Below are 22,054 nucleotides of genomic sequence, written 5' to 3'. Positions count from 1 at the left end.
ATGAGGCCTTACTTCCGATCCATAAAGTCGGTTAAGTCCGTTTAGTGCGACAGTTCACCGCAGGGGTGGTAGGCATGAGCAGCGCATCGGCGTCCCCTCACGGCTTCGTGACCGTACGCGGGCGTGAGCGCGGCTACCGTCCCGAACAGGTGGAGGCGTACGCCACGGCGCTCTTCGAGGAGCGTGACGCGGCCTGGGAGCGGGCCGCCCGGCTCACCGTGCTCGCCCGGGAGATGGAGGAGGAGCTGGAGGACCTGCTGGACGTGGTCGCGGAGCTCGCCTCGCAGGACTACGAGGAGCTCGGGGAGCGTGCGCGGCACCTCTTCCGGCTCGGTCAGGAGGAGGCCGAGGCCGTGCGGGAGGGGGCGCGCAGCGCGGCGCGGAGCCTGCTGGAGGAAGCCAGGGCGCACGCGGCCGGCGTGAACGAGGCGGCGAGGGCGCACGCCGACGCCGTACGCGCCGAGGCCGACGAACGGGCCCGGCACCGGCTGCTGGCGGCCCGCGCGGAGGCCGACGAGGCGCGGATCGAGGCGCGGCGCGAGGTGCGGGCGGGGCGCGGAGAGGCGCTGTCCGCGCTGCGCGAGATGCGGAAGCGGACCGCCGGGATGCTCGCCGAGCAGAGCAGGGAGCAGGCGGAGCGGTGGGAGGGGGAAGAACGGGCCGAAGAGGAGCGGGCGAGGGCCCTGGACGCGCACCAAGCGGAGCTGGAGGCGGCTGCCGAACAGGATGTGTGCGAGGCGAGGCGTGCCCTGGCCGACGCGGGGGAGGCGGCCGGGCGGTGGCAGGAGGCGGCCCGGGCCAGGGCCGCCGAGGTGGTCGCCGAGGCCCGGGGGTGTCAGGAGCGGATCGCCCGCGAGACGGAGCGGGTGCTGCGGGAGCACGGGGAACGCTGGGACGAACTCCAGGCCCACATGGCCTCAGTGCGCAGCAACCTCAGTTCGCTGACGGGGCGGGCGGTGGAGTGACGCCGGGGTGGCTTCCCCGCACCCCGACGCCTTGACCATCACGTAGCGGGAGGGTGGAAGCTTCACGTGTCCCGGGGTGGGGACAACCCCGAGATCCCCTCCGCCGAAGGGCGGACTACCCCTAGGGGTACCTCCGTACTACGGCCTGGGGAGGGTTCGTACCGACGGAGGACGAGACGGGCCCGGTGACGTCCTTAGTCTGGCTTTACGCCGCTGGGGGGTGGCGAACCGGATCCCTGGGGGTGGGGTTTTCCACAGGAAAAGAGTGCGCTGAACACCAGCGCGGTCGGCCCCTGGTTCCGGTCAGACTCTTCGACGTAGCAGCACGGCACGGCACACGCACGGCGGTACGCATGCCGCGAGGCATCGCAGCACCGCGGCTTCACAGCACCACAGCACCACCACACCGCAGCACCACCACACCGCAGCACCACAGCAGACGTTCACCGGTACCGCTCAGACCCGTCGACGGCACCGGCGGCTCACCTGATGACCGACATAGGAGATTTGACATGACATCGGCCGTAAGTATTCCCGCGCACGGGAGCACTGCAGGGGGGACGGCCGTCGCCGCGCGAGCGCGGCAGGTCGTGAAGGCGTACGGATCGGGTGAGACCCGGGTGGTAGCCCTCGACCACGTGGACGTGGACATCGCCCGTGGCCGGTTCACCGCGATCATGGGACCGTCGGGGTCCGGCAAGTCCACGCTGATGCACTGCCTGGCCGGACTGGACACCGTCACCAGCGGGCAGATCTACCTCGACGACACCGAGATCACCGGCCTGAAGGACAAGCGGCTCACGCAGTTGCGCCGGGACCGGATCGGCTTCATCTTCCAGGCCTTCAACCTGCTCCCGACGCTCAACGCGATCGAAAACATCACGCTGCCCATGGACATAGCAGGGCGCAAGTACGACCGTGCGTGGCTGGACCGGGTCGTGGAGACCGTCGGCCTCGCCGAGCGGCTCAAGCACCGGCCGAACCAGCTCTCCGGCGGTCAGCAGCAGCGGGTCGCGGTGGCGCGGGCACTGGCAGCGCGACCCGAGATCATCTTCGGTGACGAGCCGACCGGAAACCTGGACTCGCGCGCCGGCGCGGAGGTGCTCGGCTTCCTGCGTCAGTCGGTCACCGAACTGGGCCAGACCATCGTGATGGTCACCCACGACCCGGTGGCCGCCAGCTACGCGGACCGGGTGCTGTACCTGGCCGACGGCCGGATCGTGGACGAGATGCACAAGCCGACCGCGGACGCCGTCCTGGACCGCATGAAGGACTTCGACGCCCGGGGGCGCACGTCATGACCGTCGTCAAGACCTCGATGCGCAACTTCCTCGCGCACAAGGGGCGTATGGCACTGTCGGCGGTGGCGGTACTGCTGTCGGTGGCGTTCGTGTGCGGAACCCTGGTGTTCACGGACACGATGAACACCACCTTCGACAAGCTCTTCGCGGTCACCTCGTCGGACGTGACGGTCATGCCGAAGGAGGCCAAGAGCGAGGAAACCCCGCAGAACGGGGTGCCCGAGTCGCTGCCGGAGTCCGCGCTGGAGCAGGTCCGCGCGGCGGACGGGGTCAAGTCGGCCGAGGGCATGGTCAGTTCGATGAACGTGACCGTCGTCGACAGTGACAACGACAACGTGGGCGCCACCAGTGGCGCCCCGACGATCGCCGGCAACTGGACGAAGAACGACCTCCGGTCGATGGAGATCACCTCCGGGCACGCCCCGCGCGGGCCCACCGAGTTGATGGTCGACGCGGACACCGCCGACAAGCACGACCTGAAGCTCGGTGACGAACTGCGCACCATCGCGCAGACCGGCGACTTCACGGCGGAGATCGTCGGCATCGCCTCCTTCACGGTGACCAACCCCGGTGCCGCCGTCATCTACGTCGACACGCCCACCGCCCAGCGCGAACTCCTCGGTGCCACCGGCAGGTTCACCCAGTTCAACGTCGTCGCCGAGGCCGGTGTCTCCGACACGCAGCTCAAGCAGAACGTCTCCCAGGCCATGGACGGCACCTACAAGGTGCAGACGGCGAAGGAGAACTCCGACGAGAACCGCAAGGAACTCGGCGAGTTCATGAACGTCATCAAGTACGCCATGCTCGGTTTCGCCGGCATCGCGTTCCTGGTCGGCATCTTCCTGATCATCAACACCTTCTCCATGCTGGTCGCCCAGCGCACCCGGGAGATAGGCCTCATGCGGGCCATCGGCTCCTCCCGCAAGCAGGTCAACCGCTCGGTGCTGGTCGAGGCTCTCCTCCTCGGCATCGTCGGCTCGATCCTCGGTGTCGCGGCCGGTGTCGGAATCGCCGTCGGCCTGATGAAGCTGATGTCCGCGGCGGGGATGAACCTCTCCACCGACGACCTGACCGTCAAGACGGCGACCCCGGTGGTCGGCCTGGTCCTCGGCATCGTGGTCACCGTCCTGGCCGCCTACCTGCCGGCCCGCCGCGCCGGCAAGGTCTCCCCGATGGCCGCGCTGCGTGACGCCGGTACGCCGGCCGACGGCAAGGCCGGCCGGATACGCGGCCTGATCGGCCTGGTCCTCACCGGCGCGGGTGCCGCGGCCCTGTTCACGGCGGCCGCCGCCGACAAGGCGAGCGAGGGCTCGCTGATGCTCGGCGCGGGCATCGTGCTGTCCCTCATCGGCTTCGTGGTCGTCGGTCCGCTGCTGGCGGGCTTCGTGGTGCGGATGATCAGCGCGGTACTGCTGCGGGCCTTCGGCCCGGTCGGCCGCCTGGCCGAGCGCAACGCCCTGCGCAACCCGCGCCGCACCGGCGCCACGGGTGCCGCTCTGATGATCGGCCTCGCGTTGGTCGCCTGTCTGTCGGTGGTCGGCTCCTCCATGGTCGCCTCGGCCACGAGCGAGCTGGACAAGACCGTCGGCGCGGACTTCATCGTCCAGGGCAACCAGCGGATCGTGCCGCAGGCCGAGAAGGCGATGCTGGACACGCCCGGGCTGGAGCACGTCACCCGCTACAAGATGCTCGACGCGACGCTGACCTCGCCGGACGGCAAGACGGACGACGAGGGCGTCACGGCCGCCGACCCGACGTACGCCCAGGACGTGAACCGCGTGACGACGGAGGGCAAGCTCTCCGCCGCCTACGGGCCGGACGCCATGTCGGTCGGCGCGGACTACGCGAAGAAGCACGGCGTGCGCGTCGGCGACACGATCTCCGTCGCCTTCAAGGGTGGCGAGACCGCGAAGCTGAAGGTCGCCGCGATCACGGACGACGACGTGGCCATCGACCAGGGCGCGCGGTACATCAGCATCGAGACGATGCGCAAGTACGTGCCGACCGACAGCGTCCCGCCGAACACGATCATGTTCGCCAAGGCCAAGGAGGGCCAGGGGGAGCAGGCGTACGCCGCGCTGAAGAAGTCGCTGGACGCGTACCCGCAGTACCAGGTGGCCGACCAGACCGACTACAAGCAGGAACTGAAGGACCAGGTCGGCCAGCTGCTGAACATGGTCTACGGCCTGCTCGCCCTGGCCATCATCGTGGCGGTCCTCGGTGTGGTGAACACGCTGGCGCTGTCGGTGGTCGAGCGGACCCGGGAGATCGGCCTGATGCGGGCGATCGGTCTCTCCCGCCGCCAGCTGCGCCGCATGATCCGCATGGAGTCCGTCGTCATCGCCCTCTTCGGTGCCCTGCTGGGCCTGGGACTGGGCATGGGCTGGGGCGCCACGGCGCAGAAGCTGCTCGCCCTGGAGGGCCTGAACGTCCTCGACATCCCGTGGCCGACGATCATCGGCGTCTTCATCGGCTCGGCCTTCGTGGGCCTGTTCGCCGCCCTGGTCCCGGCGTTCCGGGCGGGTCGGATGAACGTCCTGAGCGCCATCGCGACGGAGTAGCGTCCGGCCCCACAGCCACCGCATACGGGGGTTGCGGAGGAGCGCCCGGTGCCGGATGTCCCGCGGGACGCCCGGCACCGGGCTCGTCGCCGTCCCGGCCCCGGCACCGGGCTCGTCGCCGTCCCGGCCCCGGCACCGGGTTCGACGCCTTCGCGGCCCTTTCGCGGGTTCGTCGCCGTCCCGGCTCCAGACCCCGGCCTCAGGCACCCCGGCGCGGGCGCCGCGCCGTCCCGGCCCCAGGTGCGTGCCCTCGCGGGCGTCACTTTCCGGCCCGCCGAGCGGGGTGGTGAGGGGTGTGGGCGGCCCGGGACCGGGGGTGGAGCCCTGGTGGGGCCACGGCCACGCCGGGCATCCGGGCGCGGCCGTCGTCCACAGGCTCCGGCGCCGGCCCCCGCAGCGTCGTACGCTGGACACCCCCGGCCCTTCAGACCGCCGGGTTACTCGTGTTGTACAACCCAGGACGGAAGCGCCCCCTCCATGAGCCTGCACGGTCTGCTCGACGCCGTCGTCAAGGACACCGCCCTCGCGGAAGCGATCTCGGCGGCCTCGGACGGCAACCGCATGCACGTCGACCTGGTCGGCCCTCCCGCGGCCCGCGCCTTCTCGGTCGCCGCGCTGGCCCGCGAGACGGGCCGTCCCGTGCTGGCGGTGACGGCGACGGGGCGCGAGGCGGAGGACCTGGCCGCGGCCCTGCGCTCGCTGCTGCCCCCGGAGGGCGTGGTGGAGTACCCCTCCTGGGAGACGCTCCCGCACGAGCGGCTCAGCCCGCGCAGCGACACCGTCGGCCGTCGGCTGGCCGTCCTGCGGCGTCTGGCCCACCCCCGCCCCGACGACCCCGAGACCGGCCCGGTCTCCGTCGTCGTCGCCCCCGTGCGCTCCGTGCTCCAGCCGCAGGTCAAGGGCCTGGGCGACCTGGAGCCGGTGGCGCTGCGCACCGGGCAGAGCGCCGACCTGAACGAGATCGTCGAGGCCCTGGCGGCCGCCGCGTACGCGCGTGTGGAGCTGGTGGAGAAGCGCGGCGAGTTCGCCGTACGCGGCGGCATCCTGGACGTCTTCCCGCCGACCGAGGAGCACCCCCTCCGCGTCGAGTTCTGGGGCGACGACGTCGAGGAGATCCGCTACTTCAAGGTCGCCGACCAGCGCTCCCTGGAGGTCGCCGACCACGGTGTGTGGGCCCCGCCCTGCCGTGAGCTGCTGCTCACCGACGACGTACGGGAGCGGGCCCGGGTCCTCGCCGAGGACCACCCCGAGCTGGGAGAGCTGCTCGGCAAGATCGCCGAGGGCATCGCGGTCGAGGGCATGGAGTCCCTGGCCCCCGTCCTCGTCGACGACATGGAACTGCTGCTGGACGTGCTGCCCAAGGGCTCGATGGCCCTGGTCTGCGACCCGGAGAGGGTGCGCACGCGGGCCGCAGACCTCGTGGCCACGAGCCAGGAGTTCCTCCAGGCGTCCTGGGCGGCCACCGCCGGCGGCGGCGAGGCGCCGATCGACGTCGACGCGGCCTCCCTGTGGTCCATCGCGGACGTCCGGGAGCGGGCCCGCGAGCTGGACATGATGTGGTGGTCGGTTTCGCCGTTCGCCGCCGACGACGCGCTGGACGACGCCGACACGCTCAAGCTCGGCATGCACGCCCCGGAGACCTACCGCGGCGACACCGCCAAGGCGCTGGCCGACACGAAGGGCTGGCTCGCCGACGGCTGGCGCGCGGTCTACGTCACCGAGGGCCACGGCCCGGCCGCCCGCACCGTCGAGGTCCTCGGCGGTGAGGGCATCGCGGCCCGCCTGGACAACGACCTCGGCACCCTCAGCCCCTCCGTCGTGCACGTCTCCTGCGGTTCGATCGACCACGGCTTCGTCGACCAGGCCCTCAAGCTCGCGGTGCTCACCGAGACCGACCTCACCGGGCAGAAGGCCGCCGGCCGCGAGGGTGCCCGGATGCCCGCCCGGCGCCGCAAGACCATCGATCCGCTCACCCTGGAAGCGGGCGACTACATCGTCCACGAGCAGCACGGCGTCGGCCGCTACATCGAGATGGTCCAGCGCACCGTGCAGGGCGCCACCCGCGAGTACCTGGTCGTGGAGTACGCCCCCGCCAAGCGCGGCCAGCCCGGAGACCGGCTGTACATCCCCACCGACCAGCTGGAGCAGATCACCAAGTACGTCGGCGGTGAGGCCCCCACCCTGCACCGCCTGGGCGGCGCCGACTGGACCAAGACCAAGGCCCGCGCGAAGAAGGCGGTCAAGGAGATCGCCGCCGACCTGATCAAGCTGTACAGCGCGCGGATGGCGGCGCCGGGGCACGCGTTCGGCACGGACACTCCCTGGCAGCGCGAGCTGGAGGACGCCTTCCCCTACGTGGAGACCCCGGACCAGCTCACCACGATCGCCGAGGTCAAGGAGGACATGGAGAAGACCGTCCCCATGGACCGCCTGATCTGCGGCGACGTCGGCTACGGCAAGACCGAGATCGCGGTGCGCGCCGCCTTCAAGGCCGTCCAGGACGGCAAGCAGGTGGCCGTACTCGTGCCGACGACGCTGCTGGTGCAGCAGCACTTCGGGACGTTCGGCGAGCGGTACGCCCAGTTCCCGGTGAACGTGAGGGCGCTGTCCCGCTTCCAGACCGACACCGAGTCGAAGGCGACCCTGGAGGGTCTGCGCGAGGGCTCGGTGGACATCGTCATCGGCACCCACCGCCTCTTCTCCTCCGAGACGAAGTTCAAGGACCTCGGCCTGGTCATCGTCGACGAGGAGCAGCGCTTCGGCGTCGAGCACAAGGAGCAGCTGAAGAAGCTCCGTGCCAACGTCGACGTCCTGACCATGTCCGCCACCCCCATCCCGCGCACCCTGGAGATGGCGGTCACCGGCATCCGCGAGATGTCGACGATCACCACCCCGCCGGAGGAGCGCCACCCGGTGCTGACCTTCGTCGGCCCCTACGAGCACAAGCAGATCGGCGCCGCGATCCGCCGCGAGCTGCTGCGCGAGGGCCAGGTCTTCTACATCCACAACCGCGTCGAGTCCATCGACCGCGCGGCGGCCAAGCTCCGCGAGATCGTGCCCGAGGCGCGCATCGCCACCGCCCACGGCCAGATGTCCGAGCAGGCCCTGGAGCAGGTCGTCGTCGACTTCTGGGAGAAGAAGTTCGACGTGCTGGTCTCCACGACCATCGTCGAGTCCGGCATCGACATCTCCAACGCCAACACCCTCATCGTCGAGCGCGGCGACAACTTCGGCCTCAGCCAGCTCCACCAGCTGCGCGGCCGGGTCGGCCGAGGCCGGGAGCGCGGTTACGCGTACTTCCTCTACCCCCCGGAGAAGCCCCTGACGGAGACGGCGCACGAGCGTCTCGCCACCATCGCCCAGCACACCGAGATGGGCGCGGGCATGTACGTGGCGATGAAGGACCTGGAGATCCGCGGCGCGGGCAACCTCCTCGGCGGTGAGCAGTCCGGCCACATCGCGGGCGTCGGCTTCGACCTGTACGTACGGATGGTCGGCGAGGCGGTCGCCGACTACCGGGCCTCCCTGGAGGGCGGTGTCGAGGAGGAGCCGCCGCTCGAGGTCAAGATCGAGCTGCCGGTCGACGCGCACGTCCCGCACGACTACGCCCCGGGCGAGCGGCTGCGGCTCCAGGCGTACCGGTCCATCGCCTCCGCCAACAGCGAGGAGGACGTCAAGGCCGTACGCGAGGAGCTCGTCGACCGTTACGGCAAGCTGCCGGAACCCGTGGAAAACCTGCTGCTGGTAGCGGGCCTGCGGATGCTCGCGCGGGCGTGCGCCGTCGGCGAGATCGTGCTCCAAGGCAACAACATCCGGTTCGCGCCGGTCGAGTTGCGCGAGTCCCAGGAGCTGAGGCTCCAGCGGCTCTACCCCGGAAGCGTCATCAAGGGGGGCGCCCACCAGGTCCTGGTACCGCGCCCGAAGACCGCGAAGGTGGGCGGAAAGCCGCTGCTCGGGCGGGAGCTGCTCGGCTGGGTCGGGGAGTTCCTGACCTCGATCCTGGGTTCGTAGCCGCCCGGCCGACGTGTGCGACGAAGCCGTCCACGGGACAGGCCCGTGGACGGCTTCGACGGGTTCGACGTGCGGGGCGCCCTACTGCGCCCGGCTAGTGTTCCGGCCGACCGCCGCCCCGCTCACGCCCGAAGCCGAGCTTGCCCTCGGCCCGTTGCTGTGCGGCGTCGACCTGCTTCGCGTGCTTGCCGCCGGTCCTCTGGTTGACCTGGCGCTCGGCGGCGTCGGACATCTTCCTTGACCTGTCCTTGTCCTTGCCGGCCATGTTCTTCATCTTGTCGAGGATGCCCATGCAGAGCTCCTTCCGAGACGTGACTCACCTCCGACGTTACGGCAGATATGTCCTACATGCCCAGTAGAGGCACATAAGGCCCGCTATGGTCTGGACCTCTCCGTCGCTACGGTGGTACGGCGAACGGCAAGGGGAGGGGCCCGCATGAGGCGACACAGCAGGATCCGTACCGGATGGGCGGCGGGCGCGGCCCTCGCTCTGGCCCTGGTCACCGGATGCGAGGGCCTCGACGGCGACGACGAGGCGTCGAGTTCGGGCAGCGCCGCCGGGGCACCGGCCGAGGAGCGGGCCGCGGGGCAGGCCGTCAGCCCGCTGGACAACCCGGACGGCATCGAACCCGGCCTCGCCCCGGTCACGGGCGACACCCACGAGGCGACGGCCCGGAAGCTCGTCGAGGGCCTGAAGACCAAGGGGCGCGGCCCCAAGACCGGATACGACCGCGACGAGTTCGGCTACGCCTGGATGGACACGGCCGACGGCGTACCGTTCGCCCGGAACGGTTGCGACACGCGGAACGACCTGCTGAAACGCGACGGCGAGAAGGTGCGCTTCCGCTCCGGCTCCGACTGCGTGATCGTCGCCATGACCCTGGACGATCCGTACACCGGCACGAGTATCGAGTGGCGCAAGGAGAAGGCGAGCGAGGTCCAGATCGACCATGTCGTGCCGCTGTCCTACAGCTGGCAGATGGGCTCCTCGCGGTGGGCGGAGAGCAAGCGCGAACAGCTCGCGAACGACCCGCTCAACCTGCTTCCGGTAGAGGGCCGGGCCAACTCCGCCAAGGGGGACTCCGGGCCGGCCACCTGGCTCCCGCCCAGCAAGACGATCCGGTGCGCGTACGCCGTCCGCTTCGCGCAGGTCGCCGACAAGTACGAACTGGCGGTGACGGCTTCCGACCGGCGGATGATGCTGAAGCAGTGCGGCGGCTGACGCGGGCCTCGGGGCGGTGACGGAAACCGCTTCCGGCCGTCGGCGCTCCTGTCTATGGTGACCTCATGGAGCTGAAGGTATCGAGCCTCGCCGAGCGTCCGGAGATGCTGGACCGGGTCCGGGGAATGGCCGACAGCTGGCCCGCGTTCGCCATCGAGGACATGTCGGGCAACGCCCACTACCCGCGCATCGCCGTTGAACTGCCCGAGTACGTGCAGTTCGCCGAGGACGAGCACGGCGAGGTCGTCGCCCACGGCCACAGCGTGCCGTTCGCCCTGCACACCGAGGGGCGTGGCACGCTGCCCGCGCGGGGCTGGAGCGAGGTGCTCGTCTGGGCCTTCGGCGACCTGCGCCACGGTGTCCGCCCCGACACCGTCAGCGCCGTCTCCGTCACCATCGCGCCGCACGCGCAGGGGCTCGGACTGTCCGGCCGGATGCTCGCCGCGATGCGCGACAACGCCCGCGCCCGCGGTTTCCGCGAGGTCGTCGCCCCCGTCCGCCCCAGCGCCAAGCACCTCGAACCGCACGCCCCCGTCGAGGAGTACGCCCGGCGCCTGCGCCCCGACGGCCTGCCCCACGACCCCTGGCTGCGCGTCCACGCCCGGTCCGGTGCCACCCTCGACTCCGTGGCCCCGGCCTCCATGACCGTCTCCGGCTCGCTGGACGAGTGGCGGCGCTGGACGGGCCTGCCCTTCGACACCGCCGGGGACGTCGAGGTTCCCGGCGCCCTGGTGCCGGTGCGCTGCGAACCGGAGCGCGGGTACGCGGTGTACGTCGAGCCGAACGTGTGGATGCGTCACGCGCTCTGAGCCTTCCAGGGGTGGGTGCCGTACGCCCAGGCGTTCATCCTGCCCGCCGGTCCGGGGCGCCCCGCCGGTCCGGCTCATGCCGTTCGCCCCTCTGCGTCGCCGGCCCCGTCCGCCCCGGTACGTCAGAAGTTGCCGTTGCCGAGCAGCTCGCCGTCGGCGTCGTAGACGGTGACGAGGCCGTTCTCGCTCTGCTTCCAGTCGGCGAACGCGGAGGCGATGAGATTGGCGGGACCGGTGCCCTCGCCCATGAGGCCGCCGGTGAGGTCGGTGTAGACGTCGGCCGCGTCGAGGAGGTCGTTCTGCTCGTCGGCACCCTGCACCTTCGTGACGTGGGAGACGGCGTCCTTCTCCGCCGCCGTTCCGTTCTTCTGCACGAACGCCTTGAACCGATCGGCCTGGGACGCCTTCTCGACGGCCTTGTCCTCGGCGGGCTTCGCGTCGGACTTGCCGTCCGCGCCGTCCGACTTCGTGCCGCCGGAGTTCTCGCCCGAGCTCGCCGAGGTCTGGCTGTCGCTGTCGCCGGCGCCGCTCCCGTCACCGGAGTTCGCCGAAACCGCGCCGATGACGACGAGCCCCACGACGGCCCCCAGCGCGATCTTGGTCTTCATGCCCATGACTGTGTTCCCTCCCCAGGCGGCAACCGCCACCTCTCGGCGGTTGCTCGTTCGCGAGGTCAATGAGACCAGAGCCTGTGAACCGAGTCAACAAGGTTCACGGAAGATGGCGCGTACACGGCCGTGAACCGAAGAGGATGCTGATACGTCGGTATGCTCGCCGACACACCATCGGACGAGGGGGCCATGCGGGTGCAGGACAACGCGACAGAAGTGACCGCCGCTGGAATCGCCCGGCTCGCCGGCGTCGGCCGAGCGGCCGTCAGCAACTGGCGCCGCCGGCACGCAGACTTCCCCAAGCCGGTCGGCGGCACCGAGACCAGCCCCTCCTTCGCCCTCGCCGAGGTGGAGGGGTGGCTGCGTGACCACAGCAAACTCGCCGAGGTCCCCCTGCGGGAGCGGGTCTGGCAGCAACTCGTCGGCCACCCCGAGGGCCCGGTCACCGCGCTCAAGCACGCCGGCTGCGTCCTGCTGCTGATCCACGACCACCCCACGCGCTGGCTGGAGGTGAGCGCCGGCTCCGACGTACGGCTCGCCGCGATGCTGCCGGAGGCTCTGGGTCAGGTGCTGACGGCGCGTTTCGGGGCGGCTGCTGTGAACGTCTCCAGCGGTGACCGCGAGGCCACCCCTGTTCACACGGAACGCTCCGAGAAGGCGCCGACCTCCGTGAACACCCCGCCGACGGTTCACACCCCGGCCCCCGCCACTCCCGCCCCCGTCGCTCCGGCCCTCGACGCCCCCACCGGCCCAGCCGTCCTCCCCTCCGCCCCCCTCCTACGCGGCACCGCCGAACTCGCCGCCGAGCTCGGGGCCCGGCAGACCTTCGAGTTCCTGCTCGGCCGGCACCTCGACGCCAATCCCCGCCAGTACACGCTCACCCCCGCCGACCTCGCCGGCCTCATGGCGGACCTCGCCGGCCCCGCCCGCACCGTCCTCGACCCCGCCTGCGGCGCCGGCGCCCTCCTGCGCGCCGCCGCGCCGGACGGCCCCGCCCCCCGCGCCGAGCAGGCCGACCAGCGGCTGTACGCCCAGGACGGTGCCCCCGACCTCGCCGCTCTCACCGGTGTCCGGCTCGCCCTGCACACCCGGGCCACCGTGCGCGGAGCCGCCGGCGACACCCTGCGCGCGGACGCCTTCCCCGAGCTGCGCGCCGACGCCGTCCTGTGCCACCCGCCGTTCAACGAACGCAACTGGGGCCACGACGAACTCGCCTACGACGCCCGTTGGGAGTACGGCTTTCCGGCCCGCACCGAGTCCGAGCTGGCCTGGGTGCAGCATGCACTCGCCCGCCTGCGGGACGGCGGCACGGCCGTCCTCCTCATGCCGCCCGCCGCCGCCTCCCGCCGCTCCGGCCGCCGCATCCGCGCCGACCTGCTGCGCCGGGGCGCGCTGCGGGCGGTGGTCGCCCTGCCCGTCGGCGCGGCACCGCCGTACAACCTCCCGCTCCACCTGTGGGTGCTGCGTCGGCCCGAGAAGGCGCCCGCACAGCCCGAGGTGCTGCTCGCCGACGTGGGGCGGTTCGCCGGCGAGGGGCGCGGCGGCCCGGACTGGCGGGCCGTGCGGGACGCCGTGCTCGACGCCTGGCGGGACTTCGACCGCGCCGGCCGCCTCGACGACCGTCCGGGCCTGGCCCGTTCCCTGCCCGTCATCGAACTCCTCGACGACGACGTCGACCTCGCCCCCGCCCGCCATCTGCCGCCCCCCGCCGCGGCCGACGCCGCCGGACGGCTCACCGACGTCCGCGAGCGCCTCGACGAGACCCTGCGCCTGACCACCGACCTCACTCCCGACCTCGCCCTCGACCGCACCCTCTTGGCCGCCGGCACCGCACAGTCCGCCCCCCGCTGGCCCCTCACCACCGTCGGTGAACTCGCGCGCGGCGGCGCCCTGCTGCTGCGCACCGGCACAAATGGCGGCCACGCGCGCGTACCCGCGCTCACCGACCACGACGTACTCGCCGGTACGGCCCCCTCCGGCACCCTTCCCGAGAGCGACGAGGAACCCGTACTGACCGAACCCGGCGACGTCGTCGTCCCGGTCCTCGGTGGCGGCTCCGTCGCGCGCGTGATCGACGACGCCACCGCCGGCGCAGCCCTGGGCCGCAACCTCGTGCTCCTGCGCCCCGACCCGGCCGCGCTCGACCCCTGGTTCCTCGCCGGGTTCCTGCGCGGCACCGCCAACAACCGGCAGGCCAGCAGCTACGCCTCCACCGCCACCCGCCTCGACGTCCGCCGCCTCCAGCTCCCCCGGCTCCCGCTCGACGCCCAGCACCGCTACGGGGCCCGCTTCCGCGCCCTCGACGAGTTCGAACGGGCGCTCAGACTCGCGGGCCGCCTCGGCGAGCAGCTCGTACGCGGGATGTACGACGGACTCACGGACGGCACGCTGCCACCCGGCCGGTGACCTGGTGATCGGTACGGCAACGGTTCGGTACAACCGGGGACCACTGTCGGTCAGGGCCTATACGCTCGGACTTCCACACTGAACGGCCCGTTCGTCCGTTCGTCCGTTCGGCCCGTTCGGCACATCGGCATCATCGTCCAGGAGCAGTCATGTACGGCAACAGCGACGCCGGGCCGCCGCCCTCCCGCGGCGCGGCCACCGTCATCACCCTGCGCGTGCTGTTCGCCGCCGCCGGTTTCCTGACGTGCGGTCTGCTCGCCTGCGTCCCGCTGTTCCGGATCGCCGTGCTGCGCGGCCGCGCGCTCGACTGGACCGTGGCCTGGCTGAGCCTGCCGGTGTCGATCGGCTGCCTCGCCGTGGTCGGTGAGCTGCCGGAGAGCGACCGCCGCACGGACCTCGCCATGCTCGCTCTGCTGCTGATCGGAGCGGCGGCCAGCGCGTACTTCCTCGTTGTCGACATACGTCTGCACGCCGCACCGCGCCGGTTCGCCGGCTACGCGCCGCCGCGGCAGGCCTCCACCGCGTACTACGGCCAGAGCCACCCCGCGGGGCCGTACGCACCCACGGTCGTGTCGCAGCCCCCGCTCGCCCCGGCCCCGGGATCCGCGCACCCCGGGTTCCCGACGCCCCCGATGCCGATGTCCCAGACGCCGGTTCCCCCGCAGGCGCCGACGTACCAGACGCCGCTGTCCCGGACGCCCGCGCCCCGGCGACCCGCGGCCACCCCGCCGCCCGGGCACCCCGCCCCCGCCCGCATCGACCAGGTCCGCGCCGAGCTCGACGAGCTCAGCGACTACCTGCGCAATCACGACGGCCCCGGCAACGGACCCGGACCCGGCACCGGCCCCGGCAGCGGCGGCAACCAGGGCGGAAGGTGACCGTGACGACGGCCGGACGTGTCGTCGCCGACCGGTACGAGCTGTCCACCCTCATCGGGCAGGGCGGCATGGGCCAGGTCTGGACGGCGTACGACCGGCGGCTCGACCGGCGCGTGGCGGTGAAGCTGCTGCGCCCCGACAAGGTGGCCGGCCAGGAGGCCGACGAACTGCGCCGCCGGTTCGTGCGCGAGTGCCGGGTGACCGCCCAGGTCGACCACCCCGGCCTCGTCACGGTGCACGACGCGGGCAGCGAGGCCGAGGAGCTGTTCCTCGTCATGCAGTACGTCGACGGCGCCGACCTCTCCGACCACCTCGCCGAGCACGACCCGTACCCCTGGCAGTGGGCGGTCGCCGTCGCGGCCCAGCTGTGCGCCGTCCTGAGCGCCGTGCACGCCGTGCCGATCGTCCACCGCGACCTCAAGCCGCGCAACGTGATGGTGAAGCAGGACGGCACCGTCACCGTCCTCGACCTCGGCGTCGCCTCCGTCATGGACGCCGACACCACCCGCCTCACCCACACCGGCACCCCCATAGGCACGCCCGCCTACATGGCACCCGAGCAGGCGATGGGCGGCGCGGTCGGCCCGTACACCGACCTCTACGCACTCGGCGTGCTCCTGCACGAACTGCTCAGCGGCGACGTTCCGTTCGCCGGCTCCACCGCCCTCGGTGTGCTCCACCGGCACCTGTACGAACCGCCGCTGCCCGTACGCCGCATCCGCCCCGAGGTCCCCGAGGCGCTCGAAACCCTCGTACTGCGCCTGCTCGCCAAGGACCCGCAGCACCGGCCCGCCTCCGCCCAGGAGGTCTACGAGCACCTGGCGCTGCTGCTGCCCGCACGCGGCATGCCCACCGGCGGGCCCCTCGATCCCACCCGCCCCTTCGTACGCCCGCACGCCCCCTGGCCCGACCGCGCACGCACCCCCGCGCCCCGGCCGGCTCCCGTGGCGCCCGCCGCCGAGGCGGAGAAGCCGGACGTCGCCCGCGCCGTCGACGACGTCAAACGCCTCCTGGGGGAGGGCCGCATCACCCAGGCCGTCGACATCCTCGGCGCGATCCTGCCCGCCGCCGCCGAACAGCACGGCGAGCGTTCCCCGGTCGTGCGCACCCTGCGCAAGCAGTACGCGGCCACCCTCATGGACGACGGCCAGTACCGGCGCGCACTGCCGGAGCTGCGCCGCCTCGCCGACGAACGCGCCGCCGAGGCCGGCCAGGCCGACCCGCAGTCCCTGCGCCACCGCTACGACGCCGCCCAGTGCCTGGAGCAGCTCGGCGAGCCGGCCGCCGCCCTCGCCGAGTACCGCGCGCTGTTGCCGTACTACGAGAACCAGTACGTCGCCGGTGACCCCGGCCTCGCCCACGACGTCCGCCGCCGCATCGGCCACCTGCTCCTCGCCCTGGGCGACCGCGCCGCCGCCCACGAGACGCTGGCCCGGCTGCTGCACGACGTGGAGCGCCTGCACGGCCCCGGTCACCCCCTCGCGGCCGAGATCCGGCGCACCCTGCAGTGGCTCGGGCAGGTACGCGGCTGACGGCCGCCACCCCGGCAGGGGCGAGGCGGTGCCCCAAGTCCTGGTGAATCGTTGGTCGAATGGGTTGGCCAGAGCCCGGCCACTGCCTACCATCGATCATCGCAAGACTTTGTGCACCGTCGCACAAGCTCTCCTCGGGAGGTTTCCTTGCACCGCCGCCGTCGCACCGCGCTCCTCCTCACCGCCGCGATCGCCGTCGCGGCGCCCCTGCTCACCGCCTGCGGCAACGACGCGCATCCGGGAGCGGCGGCCGTCGTGGGCGACCAGCGGATCACCGTCGCCCAGCTGGAGAACCGCGTGGAGGAGGTACGCGAGGCGCAGCGGACCGCCGTCCCGGACGACGCCCAGTACCAGCAGGCCCTCGCCAGGACCGGCGGCCTCACCCGCGACACCCTGCACAGCATGGTCCTCGACCGGGTCCTGCACCGCGCCGCCCGGGACGCGGGCGTGACCGTCACCCGCAGGGACGTCCAGCGGATGCGCGGCGGACTCGAGGAGCAGGCCGGCGGTACCAAGGAGCTGGAGACCGTCTGGCTGCAGCAGTACGGCGTCCCGCCCGAGCGCCTCGACGCCAACCTCCGCGTCCAGCTGGAGGCCCAGAAGCTCGCCGAGACCCTCGGCACCGACACCAGCCGGCCCGAGTTCTGGCAGGCCCTGTCCGAGGCCTCCGAGAAGCTCGACGTCGACCTCAACCCGCGCTACGGGGCCTGGGACGTCCAGAAGAGCAGCCGCGTCGACACGAAGGTGCCGTGGCTGCGGGAGACCACGGCGACGCAGACGCGGCAGACGGCGTAACGCTCCCGCAGGGGCGTGCCCTGCCGGACGGCACAGGGGCACAGGGGCACAGGGGGCTCTGCGTCCCAGGGGCATAGGGAGACGCAGGGACGCGGGGCGCCCGGAGGAGGCCCTGTGGACAACTCATGGGGCTGTCGGCCGGGTGCGTTACGTTCTGATGGTGAACGCAATCACCGCCGACACCACCCCCGACCCCGGCCGCGTCGTCCTCCTCACCACCAGTCACCGCGTCGCCCCCGGCCTGCTGTCCTGGCCCGCCTGGCAGGCCCTGCGCACCGCCGACCGCGTGCTGTGCGCCGACGGCGGCCACCCGCAGCTGCCGTATCTGCGCGAGGCGGGCATACGGGTCGACGAGACGGCCCCCACCGCCGAGGAACTGGTCGCCGCCTGCGCCGGCGGTCACACGGCGGTGGTCGTGGCGACCGGTGAGGGCGACCCCGACCTCACCGACGGACTGGCCCGCCTCGCGGGATCGGGCCGCGTCCGTATGCCGGACCTGGAGCTGCTCCCCGCCTCCTACGACCTACCGGGCGCGCGCCTGCTCGACCTCGTCCAGGTCATGGACCGCATCCGCGTCGAATGCCCCTGGTCGTCGCAGCGCACCCACAAGGGCCTGGCCAAGTACGCCATCGAGGAGGCGTACGAACTCGTCGAGGCGATCGAGGAAGGCGACCGCGACGAACTCCGCGAGGAACTGGGCGACGTCCTCCTCCAGGTCGTCTTCCACGCCCGCATCGCCGAGGAGGACCCCGACGCGCCGTTCTCCGTCGACGACGTCGCCGGCACCATCGTCGCCAAGCTGATCCACCGCCACCCGCACGTCTTCGGCGACGAGACGGCGGCCACGCCCGAGGAGGCCAGGGAGCACTGGCTGCGCACCAAGGCGGCCGAGAAGCAGCGCACCTCGGTCACCGAGGGCGTCCCCCTCGGCCAGCCCGGCCTCGCCCTCGCCGCCAAACTCGCCTCGCGGGTGCGCACGGCGGGCCTGCCGGTCACGCTCCCGACAGGTGAGGGCGTCGGCTACGAACTGCTGGCCCTGGCGGCACGCGCCGAGGCCGAGGGCACGGACCCGGAGGCGGCACTGCGAGCGGCGGCACGGGCGTACCGGGACGCGATCAGGGAGACCGAGGCCGCCGGGGACTGAGGACGCCTCCGCCTCCCGGATACGGTCAATGGGTGACCGACCTCCCCACGCCCGACGGCGCCACGCCCGACGGCGCCACGCCCGCCGCCCCCACCCTCGCCGACGTTGCCCCCGAGCTTTTCACCTGGGAGTTCGCCGGCGACCCCTACCCCGCCTACGCATGGCTGCGCGAGCACGCCCCCGTGCACCGGACGCGGCTGCCCAGCGGCGTGGAGGCCTGGCTGGTCACCCGGTACGCCGACGCCAAGCAGGCCCTCGCCGACCCGAGGCTGTCCAAGAATCCGGCGCACCACGACGAGCCCGCGCACGCCAAGGGCAAGACCGGCATTCCGGGGGAGCGGAAGGCCGAGTTGATGACCCATCTGCTGAACATCGACCCGCCGGACCACACCAGGCTCCGTCGGCTGGTCAGCAAGGCGTTCACGCCTCGCCGGGTCGCCGAGTTCGCGCCCCGGGTGCAGGAGCTCGCCGACGACCTCATCGACCGGTTCGCCGGTACGGGGTCCGCCGACCTGATCCACGAGTTCGCCTTCCCGCTGCCCATCTACGCCATTTGCGACCTGCTCGGCGTACCCCGCGAGGACCAGGACGACTTCCGGGACTGGGCGGGGATGATGATCCGCCACGGTGGCGGACCCCGGGGCGGGGTCGCGCGGTCGGTGAAGAAGATGCGGGGCTACCTCGCCGACCTCATCCACCGCAAACGCGCGGCGCTGCCGCCCGAGCCCGGCCCCGACGAGGACCTCGTCTCCGGGCTCATCCGCGCCTCCGACCACGGCGAGCACCTCACCGAGAACGAGGTGACGGCGATGGCCTTCATCCTGTTGTTCGCTGGTTTCGAGACCACCGTCAACCTGATCGGCAACGGCACGTACGCCCTGCTCACCCATCCCGAGCAGCGGACCCGGCTGCAGACGTCCCTCGCCGCCGGCGAACGCGCCCTGCTGGAGACCGGCGTCGAGGAACTGCTGCGCTACGACGGCCCGGTGGAGATGGCCACCTGGCGCTTCGCCACCCGGCCACTCACCATCGGCGGGCAGGACATCGCGGCCGGCGACCCCGTACTCGTCGTACTCGCCGCCGCCGACCGGGACCCGGAGCGGTTCACGGACCCGGACACCCTCGACCTCGCCCGCCGGGACAGCCAGCACCTCGGGTACGGCCACGGCATCCACTACTGCCTCGGCGCCCCGCTCGCCCGGCTGGAGGGACAGACCGCCCTCGCCACGCTGCTCACCCGCCTGCCGGACCTGCGCCTCGCCGCCGACCCTGCCGATCTCCGCTGGCGCGGCGGGCTCATCATGCGCGGTCTGCGCACCTTGCCCGTGTCGTTCACATCCGCTCCGTCGTCATCCGCGGGCAACGATTCGTCGCCGACGCAAAGGTGACACGCGCTCAACTCTGTGATCTTCACGTGATCTGTGCGGCATGAACTTGTGACAAGCGATCATCTGCCTATACGTTCACGAATCAGCGTGGCGCCGAGCATCACTGCCGCGCGGTCCCCGTCGTCTCCGAAAGGTCGTCGCATGCTCTCCGGGAACGGTCGTCATCGCCGCCCCCGCCAGGCTCCCGCCCTGGTCGTCGCCGCCGGAGTGACCGGCTCCGCCATCGCGATCCCGCTCCTCGGTGCCACCGGCGCCCACGCGGCCGACGGGGCGGACTGGGACCAGGTCGCCCAGTGCGAGACCGGCGGTGCCTGGAGCCAGAACAGCGGCAACGGGTACTACGGAGGTCTGCAGCTGCCCCAGGACGCCTGGGAGCAGTACGGCGGCCTGGAGTACGCGCCGAGCGCCGACCGGGCCAGCCGCTCCCAGCAGATAGACGTCGCCGAGAAGATGCACGCGGATCAGGGCATCGCCGCCTGGCCGACCTGTGGTCTGCTCGCGGGCCTGGGCAACGACTCGGGGACCGTGGGCAGCGGCACCGGTTCGTCGGGTGACGGTTCGTCGGACGGCGCAGGCGCGTCGGGAACGCCAAGGACGTCGGAGCCGTCGGACGCCCCCGGCTCGCCCGGCCTGTCCGACTCCTCCGGCTCCTCCGGCTCGTCAGGTTCCTCCGGCTCGGCGAAGGCGTCGGACCCCACGCCCGAGAAATCCGCTTCGTCCCCTTCGTTGTCCGCCTCGCCCACTCCTGACTCCTCGCCGGACGGCAGGGATGATTCGGCCAAGTCCGACACATCCACTGAATCCGGCCCCACGGAGAGCGCCGATCCACGGGATCTCGACAGTTCACCCACAGCCTCCCCGGAGGAGGAGGTCGGTGAACGGGACAAGTCGGGCCGGAGTGAGGGTTCTTCGGCACTCACCGACACCGGGGAGTCCGGCGAGGGGCGGCACCGCGGCGGCAGTGCCGACGAGGGCGCGGCGAGCGGCCGTACGGCCGAGTCGTCGGGGAGGCACGCCTCGCGCGGAGAGGGTCAGGCGCGAGAGGTCGTGGACGGCTCGTACACGGTGCGTTCCGGCGACAGCCTCTGGGGCATCGCCGACTCCCTTGAGCTCGACGGCGGGTGGCGCTCGCTCTACTCCGGCAACAAGGAGGTCGTCGGCGCCGACCCGGACCACATCCTGCCCGGTCAGACGCTCACGGTCGCGGGCGAATCGGGCGAAAAGTAGGGCCAGTTCGCGTCACGGTTAGAGGCTGTATGTCCGTTTTGGATCACGTGAGAGATAGGTCTCAGAAGCCGTGATCGTCTTTGAAAATCCGCGGAGCGCGTGTCTACGGTCATGACCGCTCGTCATCGCGGGCCCCGGCTGCCGCAACGCCGAATCCTGCCAGCGGCCGTCCGGGAACAGTCGTCGCGCAAGCGCCGAAGGCAGGAGCGGGGGACCCAAGGTAAGTGCCGCACCGGGCAGTTGAACCGGAGCGGCTAGGGGTGGAGCCGAGTTCCGCGAGGAACCCGGCCGGGCAACTCAACCGGCCCGAACCCGACAGCTCACCTCGCAGGCGCCGGAGAGGGGATCAACCATGCTGTTTTCCGGCAAGGGCAAGCACCGCCGCCCGTCCAAGGCCACTCGCGTCATCGCCGTCGCCGGCGTCACCGGTGCCGCCGTCGCCGCCCCGCTGATGGCGGCCGGCAACGCCTCCGCCGCCACCGCGTCCGAGTGGGACACCGTCGCCCAGTGCGAGTCCGGCGGCAACTGGTCCATCAACACCGGCAACGGTTACTACGGCGGTCTGCAGTTCTCCGCCTCCACCTGGGCCGGCTACGGCGGTACGCAGTACGCCTCCACCGCCGACCAGGCCAGCAAGGCGCAGCAGATCGAGATCGCCGAGAAGGTGCTCGCGGGCCAGGGCAAGGGCGCCTGGCCGTCCTGCGGCACCGGTCTGTCGGGCGCCGCGTACACCGGCGGCGGCTCCGACGAGAGCCAGGACGGCGGCTCTTCCGAGAGCTCCGGCTCCTCCGAGGGCTCCGGCAGCTCCGAGGGCTCGCAGAGCCAGAGTGGCGGCTCCACGGCCGACCGTTCCACCGAGCAGAGGTCCTCCCGTTCCGACGAGCGCCCGGCCGCCGAGAAGAAGACCGTCACCACCCCGGCCGGCAAGAAGGTCGAGAAGGGCGACGGCGAGTACAAGGTCGTCACGGGCGACACCCTCAGCTCGATCGCCGAGGAGCACGACGTCGACGGCGGCTGGGCGAAGCTGTTCGAGCAGAACGACGACATCATCGACGACGCCGACCTGATCTACCCGGGCCAGCAGCTGCACCTGAAGTAGGCGGCGCCCCCCCATCTCCCGTCCCGGTGCGTGTTCCCCCGTACGCACCGGGACGGGTTTTTCACGCCCTGACCCGTACGGGCTTACACGCCCCGGCCTCGCCCC

At 71.9% G+C, this 22,054-nt stretch carries 16 protein-coding genes and 1 riboswitch; of the genes, 14 read left to right on the top strand and 2 right to left on the bottom strand.

The annotated features are described in order from the left end of the window. Positions 1-74: 74 nt before the first annotated feature. From ABEA26_RS21800 to mfd, 4 genes are all read left to right on the top strand, one after another. Positions 75-965, top strand: coding sequence for a coiled-coil domain-containing protein (locus ABEA26_RS21800; RefSeq protein WP_345594640.1), 891 nt, complete (start codon positions 75-77; stop codon positions 963-965). 512 nt (positions 966-1,477) lie between these two features. After that, positions 1,478-2,266, top strand: coding sequence for an ABC transporter ATP-binding protein (locus ABEA26_RS21795; RefSeq protein WP_345594638.1), 789 nt, complete (start codon positions 1,478-1,480; stop codon positions 2,264-2,266). After that, a complete protein-coding gene (locus tag ABEA26_RS21790) occupies positions 2,263-4,827 on the top strand; it encodes an ABC transporter permease (RefSeq protein ID WP_345594637.1) in 2,565 nt (854 codons plus the stop codon). The genes ABEA26_RS21795 and ABEA26_RS21790 overlap by 4 nt, the downstream gene beginning before the upstream one ends. Positions 4,828-5,304: 477 nt before the next feature. Next, positions 5,305-8,838 (top strand): transcription-repair coupling factor, encoded by a 3,534-nt coding sequence (mfd, locus tag ABEA26_RS21785; RefSeq protein WP_345594635.1) that lies wholly within the window; start codon positions 5,305-5,307, stop codon positions 8,836-8,838. 94 nt (positions 8,839-8,932) lie between these two features. On the opposite strand, the gene ABEA26_RS21780 is transcribed toward mfd, so the two are convergent. Then, positions 8,933-9,130 carry an antitoxin gene (locus ABEA26_RS21780; protein ID WP_279562677.1) on the bottom strand — a complete coding sequence of 66 codons (198 nt, stop codon included), beginning with the start codon at positions 9,128-9,130 and terminating at the stop codon, positions 8,933-8,935. Between the two features lie 144 nt (positions 9,131-9,274). Here ABEA26_RS21780 and ABEA26_RS21775 point away from each other — a divergent pair, with 144 nt between their 5' ends. Then, positions 9,275-10,060 (top strand): HNH endonuclease family protein, encoded by a 786-nt coding sequence (locus ABEA26_RS21775; protein ID WP_345594633.1) that lies wholly within the window; start codon positions 9,275-9,277, stop codon positions 10,058-10,060. Between the two features lie 65 nt (positions 10,061-10,125). Next, positions 10,126-10,869: an N-acetyltransferase gene (locus tag ABEA26_RS21770; protein ID WP_345594632.1), complete on the top strand. Its 744-nt coding sequence runs from the start codon at positions 10,126-10,128 to the stop codon at positions 10,867-10,869. 122 nt (positions 10,870-10,991) lie between these two features. Here ABEA26_RS21770 and ABEA26_RS21765 read toward each other — a convergent pair whose 3' ends face one another. Next, a complete protein-coding gene (locus ABEA26_RS21765; protein WP_345594630.1) occupies positions 10,992-11,483 on the bottom strand; it encodes a hypothetical protein in 492 nt (163 codons plus the stop codon). 186 nt (positions 11,484-11,669) lie between these two features. Here ABEA26_RS21765 and ABEA26_RS21760 point away from each other — a divergent pair, with 186 nt between their 5' ends. The 8 genes from ABEA26_RS21760 (at position 11,670) to ABEA26_RS21725 (ending at position 21,949) form a co-directional block, all read left to right on the top strand. Then, positions 11,670-13,886 carry an N-6 DNA methylase gene (locus ABEA26_RS21760; protein WP_345594653.1) on the top strand — a complete coding sequence of 739 codons (2,217 nt, stop codon included), beginning with the start codon at positions 11,670-11,672 and terminating at the stop codon, positions 13,884-13,886. A gap of 149 nt (positions 13,887-14,035) precedes the next feature. Continuing rightward, positions 14,036-14,764 carry a hypothetical protein gene (locus ABEA26_RS21755; protein ID WP_345594628.1) on the top strand — a complete coding sequence of 243 codons (729 nt, stop codon included), beginning with the start codon at positions 14,036-14,038 and terminating at the stop codon, positions 14,762-14,764. Positions 14,765-14,805: 41 nt separating this feature from the next. Next, positions 14,806-16,296 (top strand): serine/threonine protein kinase PkaE, encoded by a 1,491-nt coding sequence (gene pkaE, locus ABEA26_RS21750; protein ID WP_345594652.1) that lies wholly within the window; start codon positions 14,806-14,808, stop codon positions 16,294-16,296. Between the two features lie 147 nt (positions 16,297-16,443). Further along, positions 16,444-17,091 (top strand): SurA N-terminal domain-containing protein, encoded by a 648-nt coding sequence (locus ABEA26_RS21745; RefSeq protein WP_345594627.1) that lies wholly within the window; start codon positions 16,444-16,446, stop codon positions 17,089-17,091. Between the two features lie 157 nt (positions 17,092-17,248). Then, entirely contained in the window at positions 17,249-18,235 is a 987-nt protein-coding gene (locus ABEA26_RS21740; RefSeq protein WP_345594625.1) for a nucleoside triphosphate pyrophosphohydrolase, read from the top strand. 32 nt (positions 18,236-18,267) lie between these two features. Continuing rightward, the gene (locus ABEA26_RS21735) at positions 18,268-19,623 is read left to right on the top strand and encodes a cytochrome P450 family protein (RefSeq protein WP_345594624.1); all 1,356 of its coding nucleotides are present in this window, start codon (positions 18,268-18,270) and stop codon (positions 19,621-19,623) included. A 141-nt stretch (positions 19,624-19,764) separates the two neighbouring features. After that, entirely contained in the window at positions 19,765-20,850 is a 1,086-nt protein-coding gene (locus ABEA26_RS21730; protein WP_345594622.1) for a transglycosylase family protein, read from the top strand. Between the two features lie 182 nt (positions 20,851-21,032). Beyond that, a riboswitch (cyclic di-AMP (ydaO/yuaA leader) is annotated at positions 21,033-21,199 on the top strand. A gap of 3 nt (positions 21,200-21,202) precedes the next feature. After that, positions 21,203-21,949 carry a transglycosylase family protein gene (locus ABEA26_RS21725; RefSeq protein ID WP_345594621.1) on the top strand — a complete coding sequence of 249 codons (747 nt, stop codon included), beginning with the start codon at positions 21,203-21,205 and terminating at the stop codon, positions 21,947-21,949. Positions 21,950-22,054 lie beyond the last annotated feature (105 nt).

Origin of the sequence: Streptomyces marokkonensis (assembly GCF_039539045.1) — a bacterium.
Classification (GTDB): domain Bacteria; phylum Actinomycetota; class Actinomycetes; order Streptomycetales; family Streptomycetaceae; genus Streptomyces; species Streptomyces marokkonensis.
The sequence above is the reverse complement of the archived record's forward strand: the minus strand, read 5'-3'. Positions and strand labels throughout refer to the sequence as shown.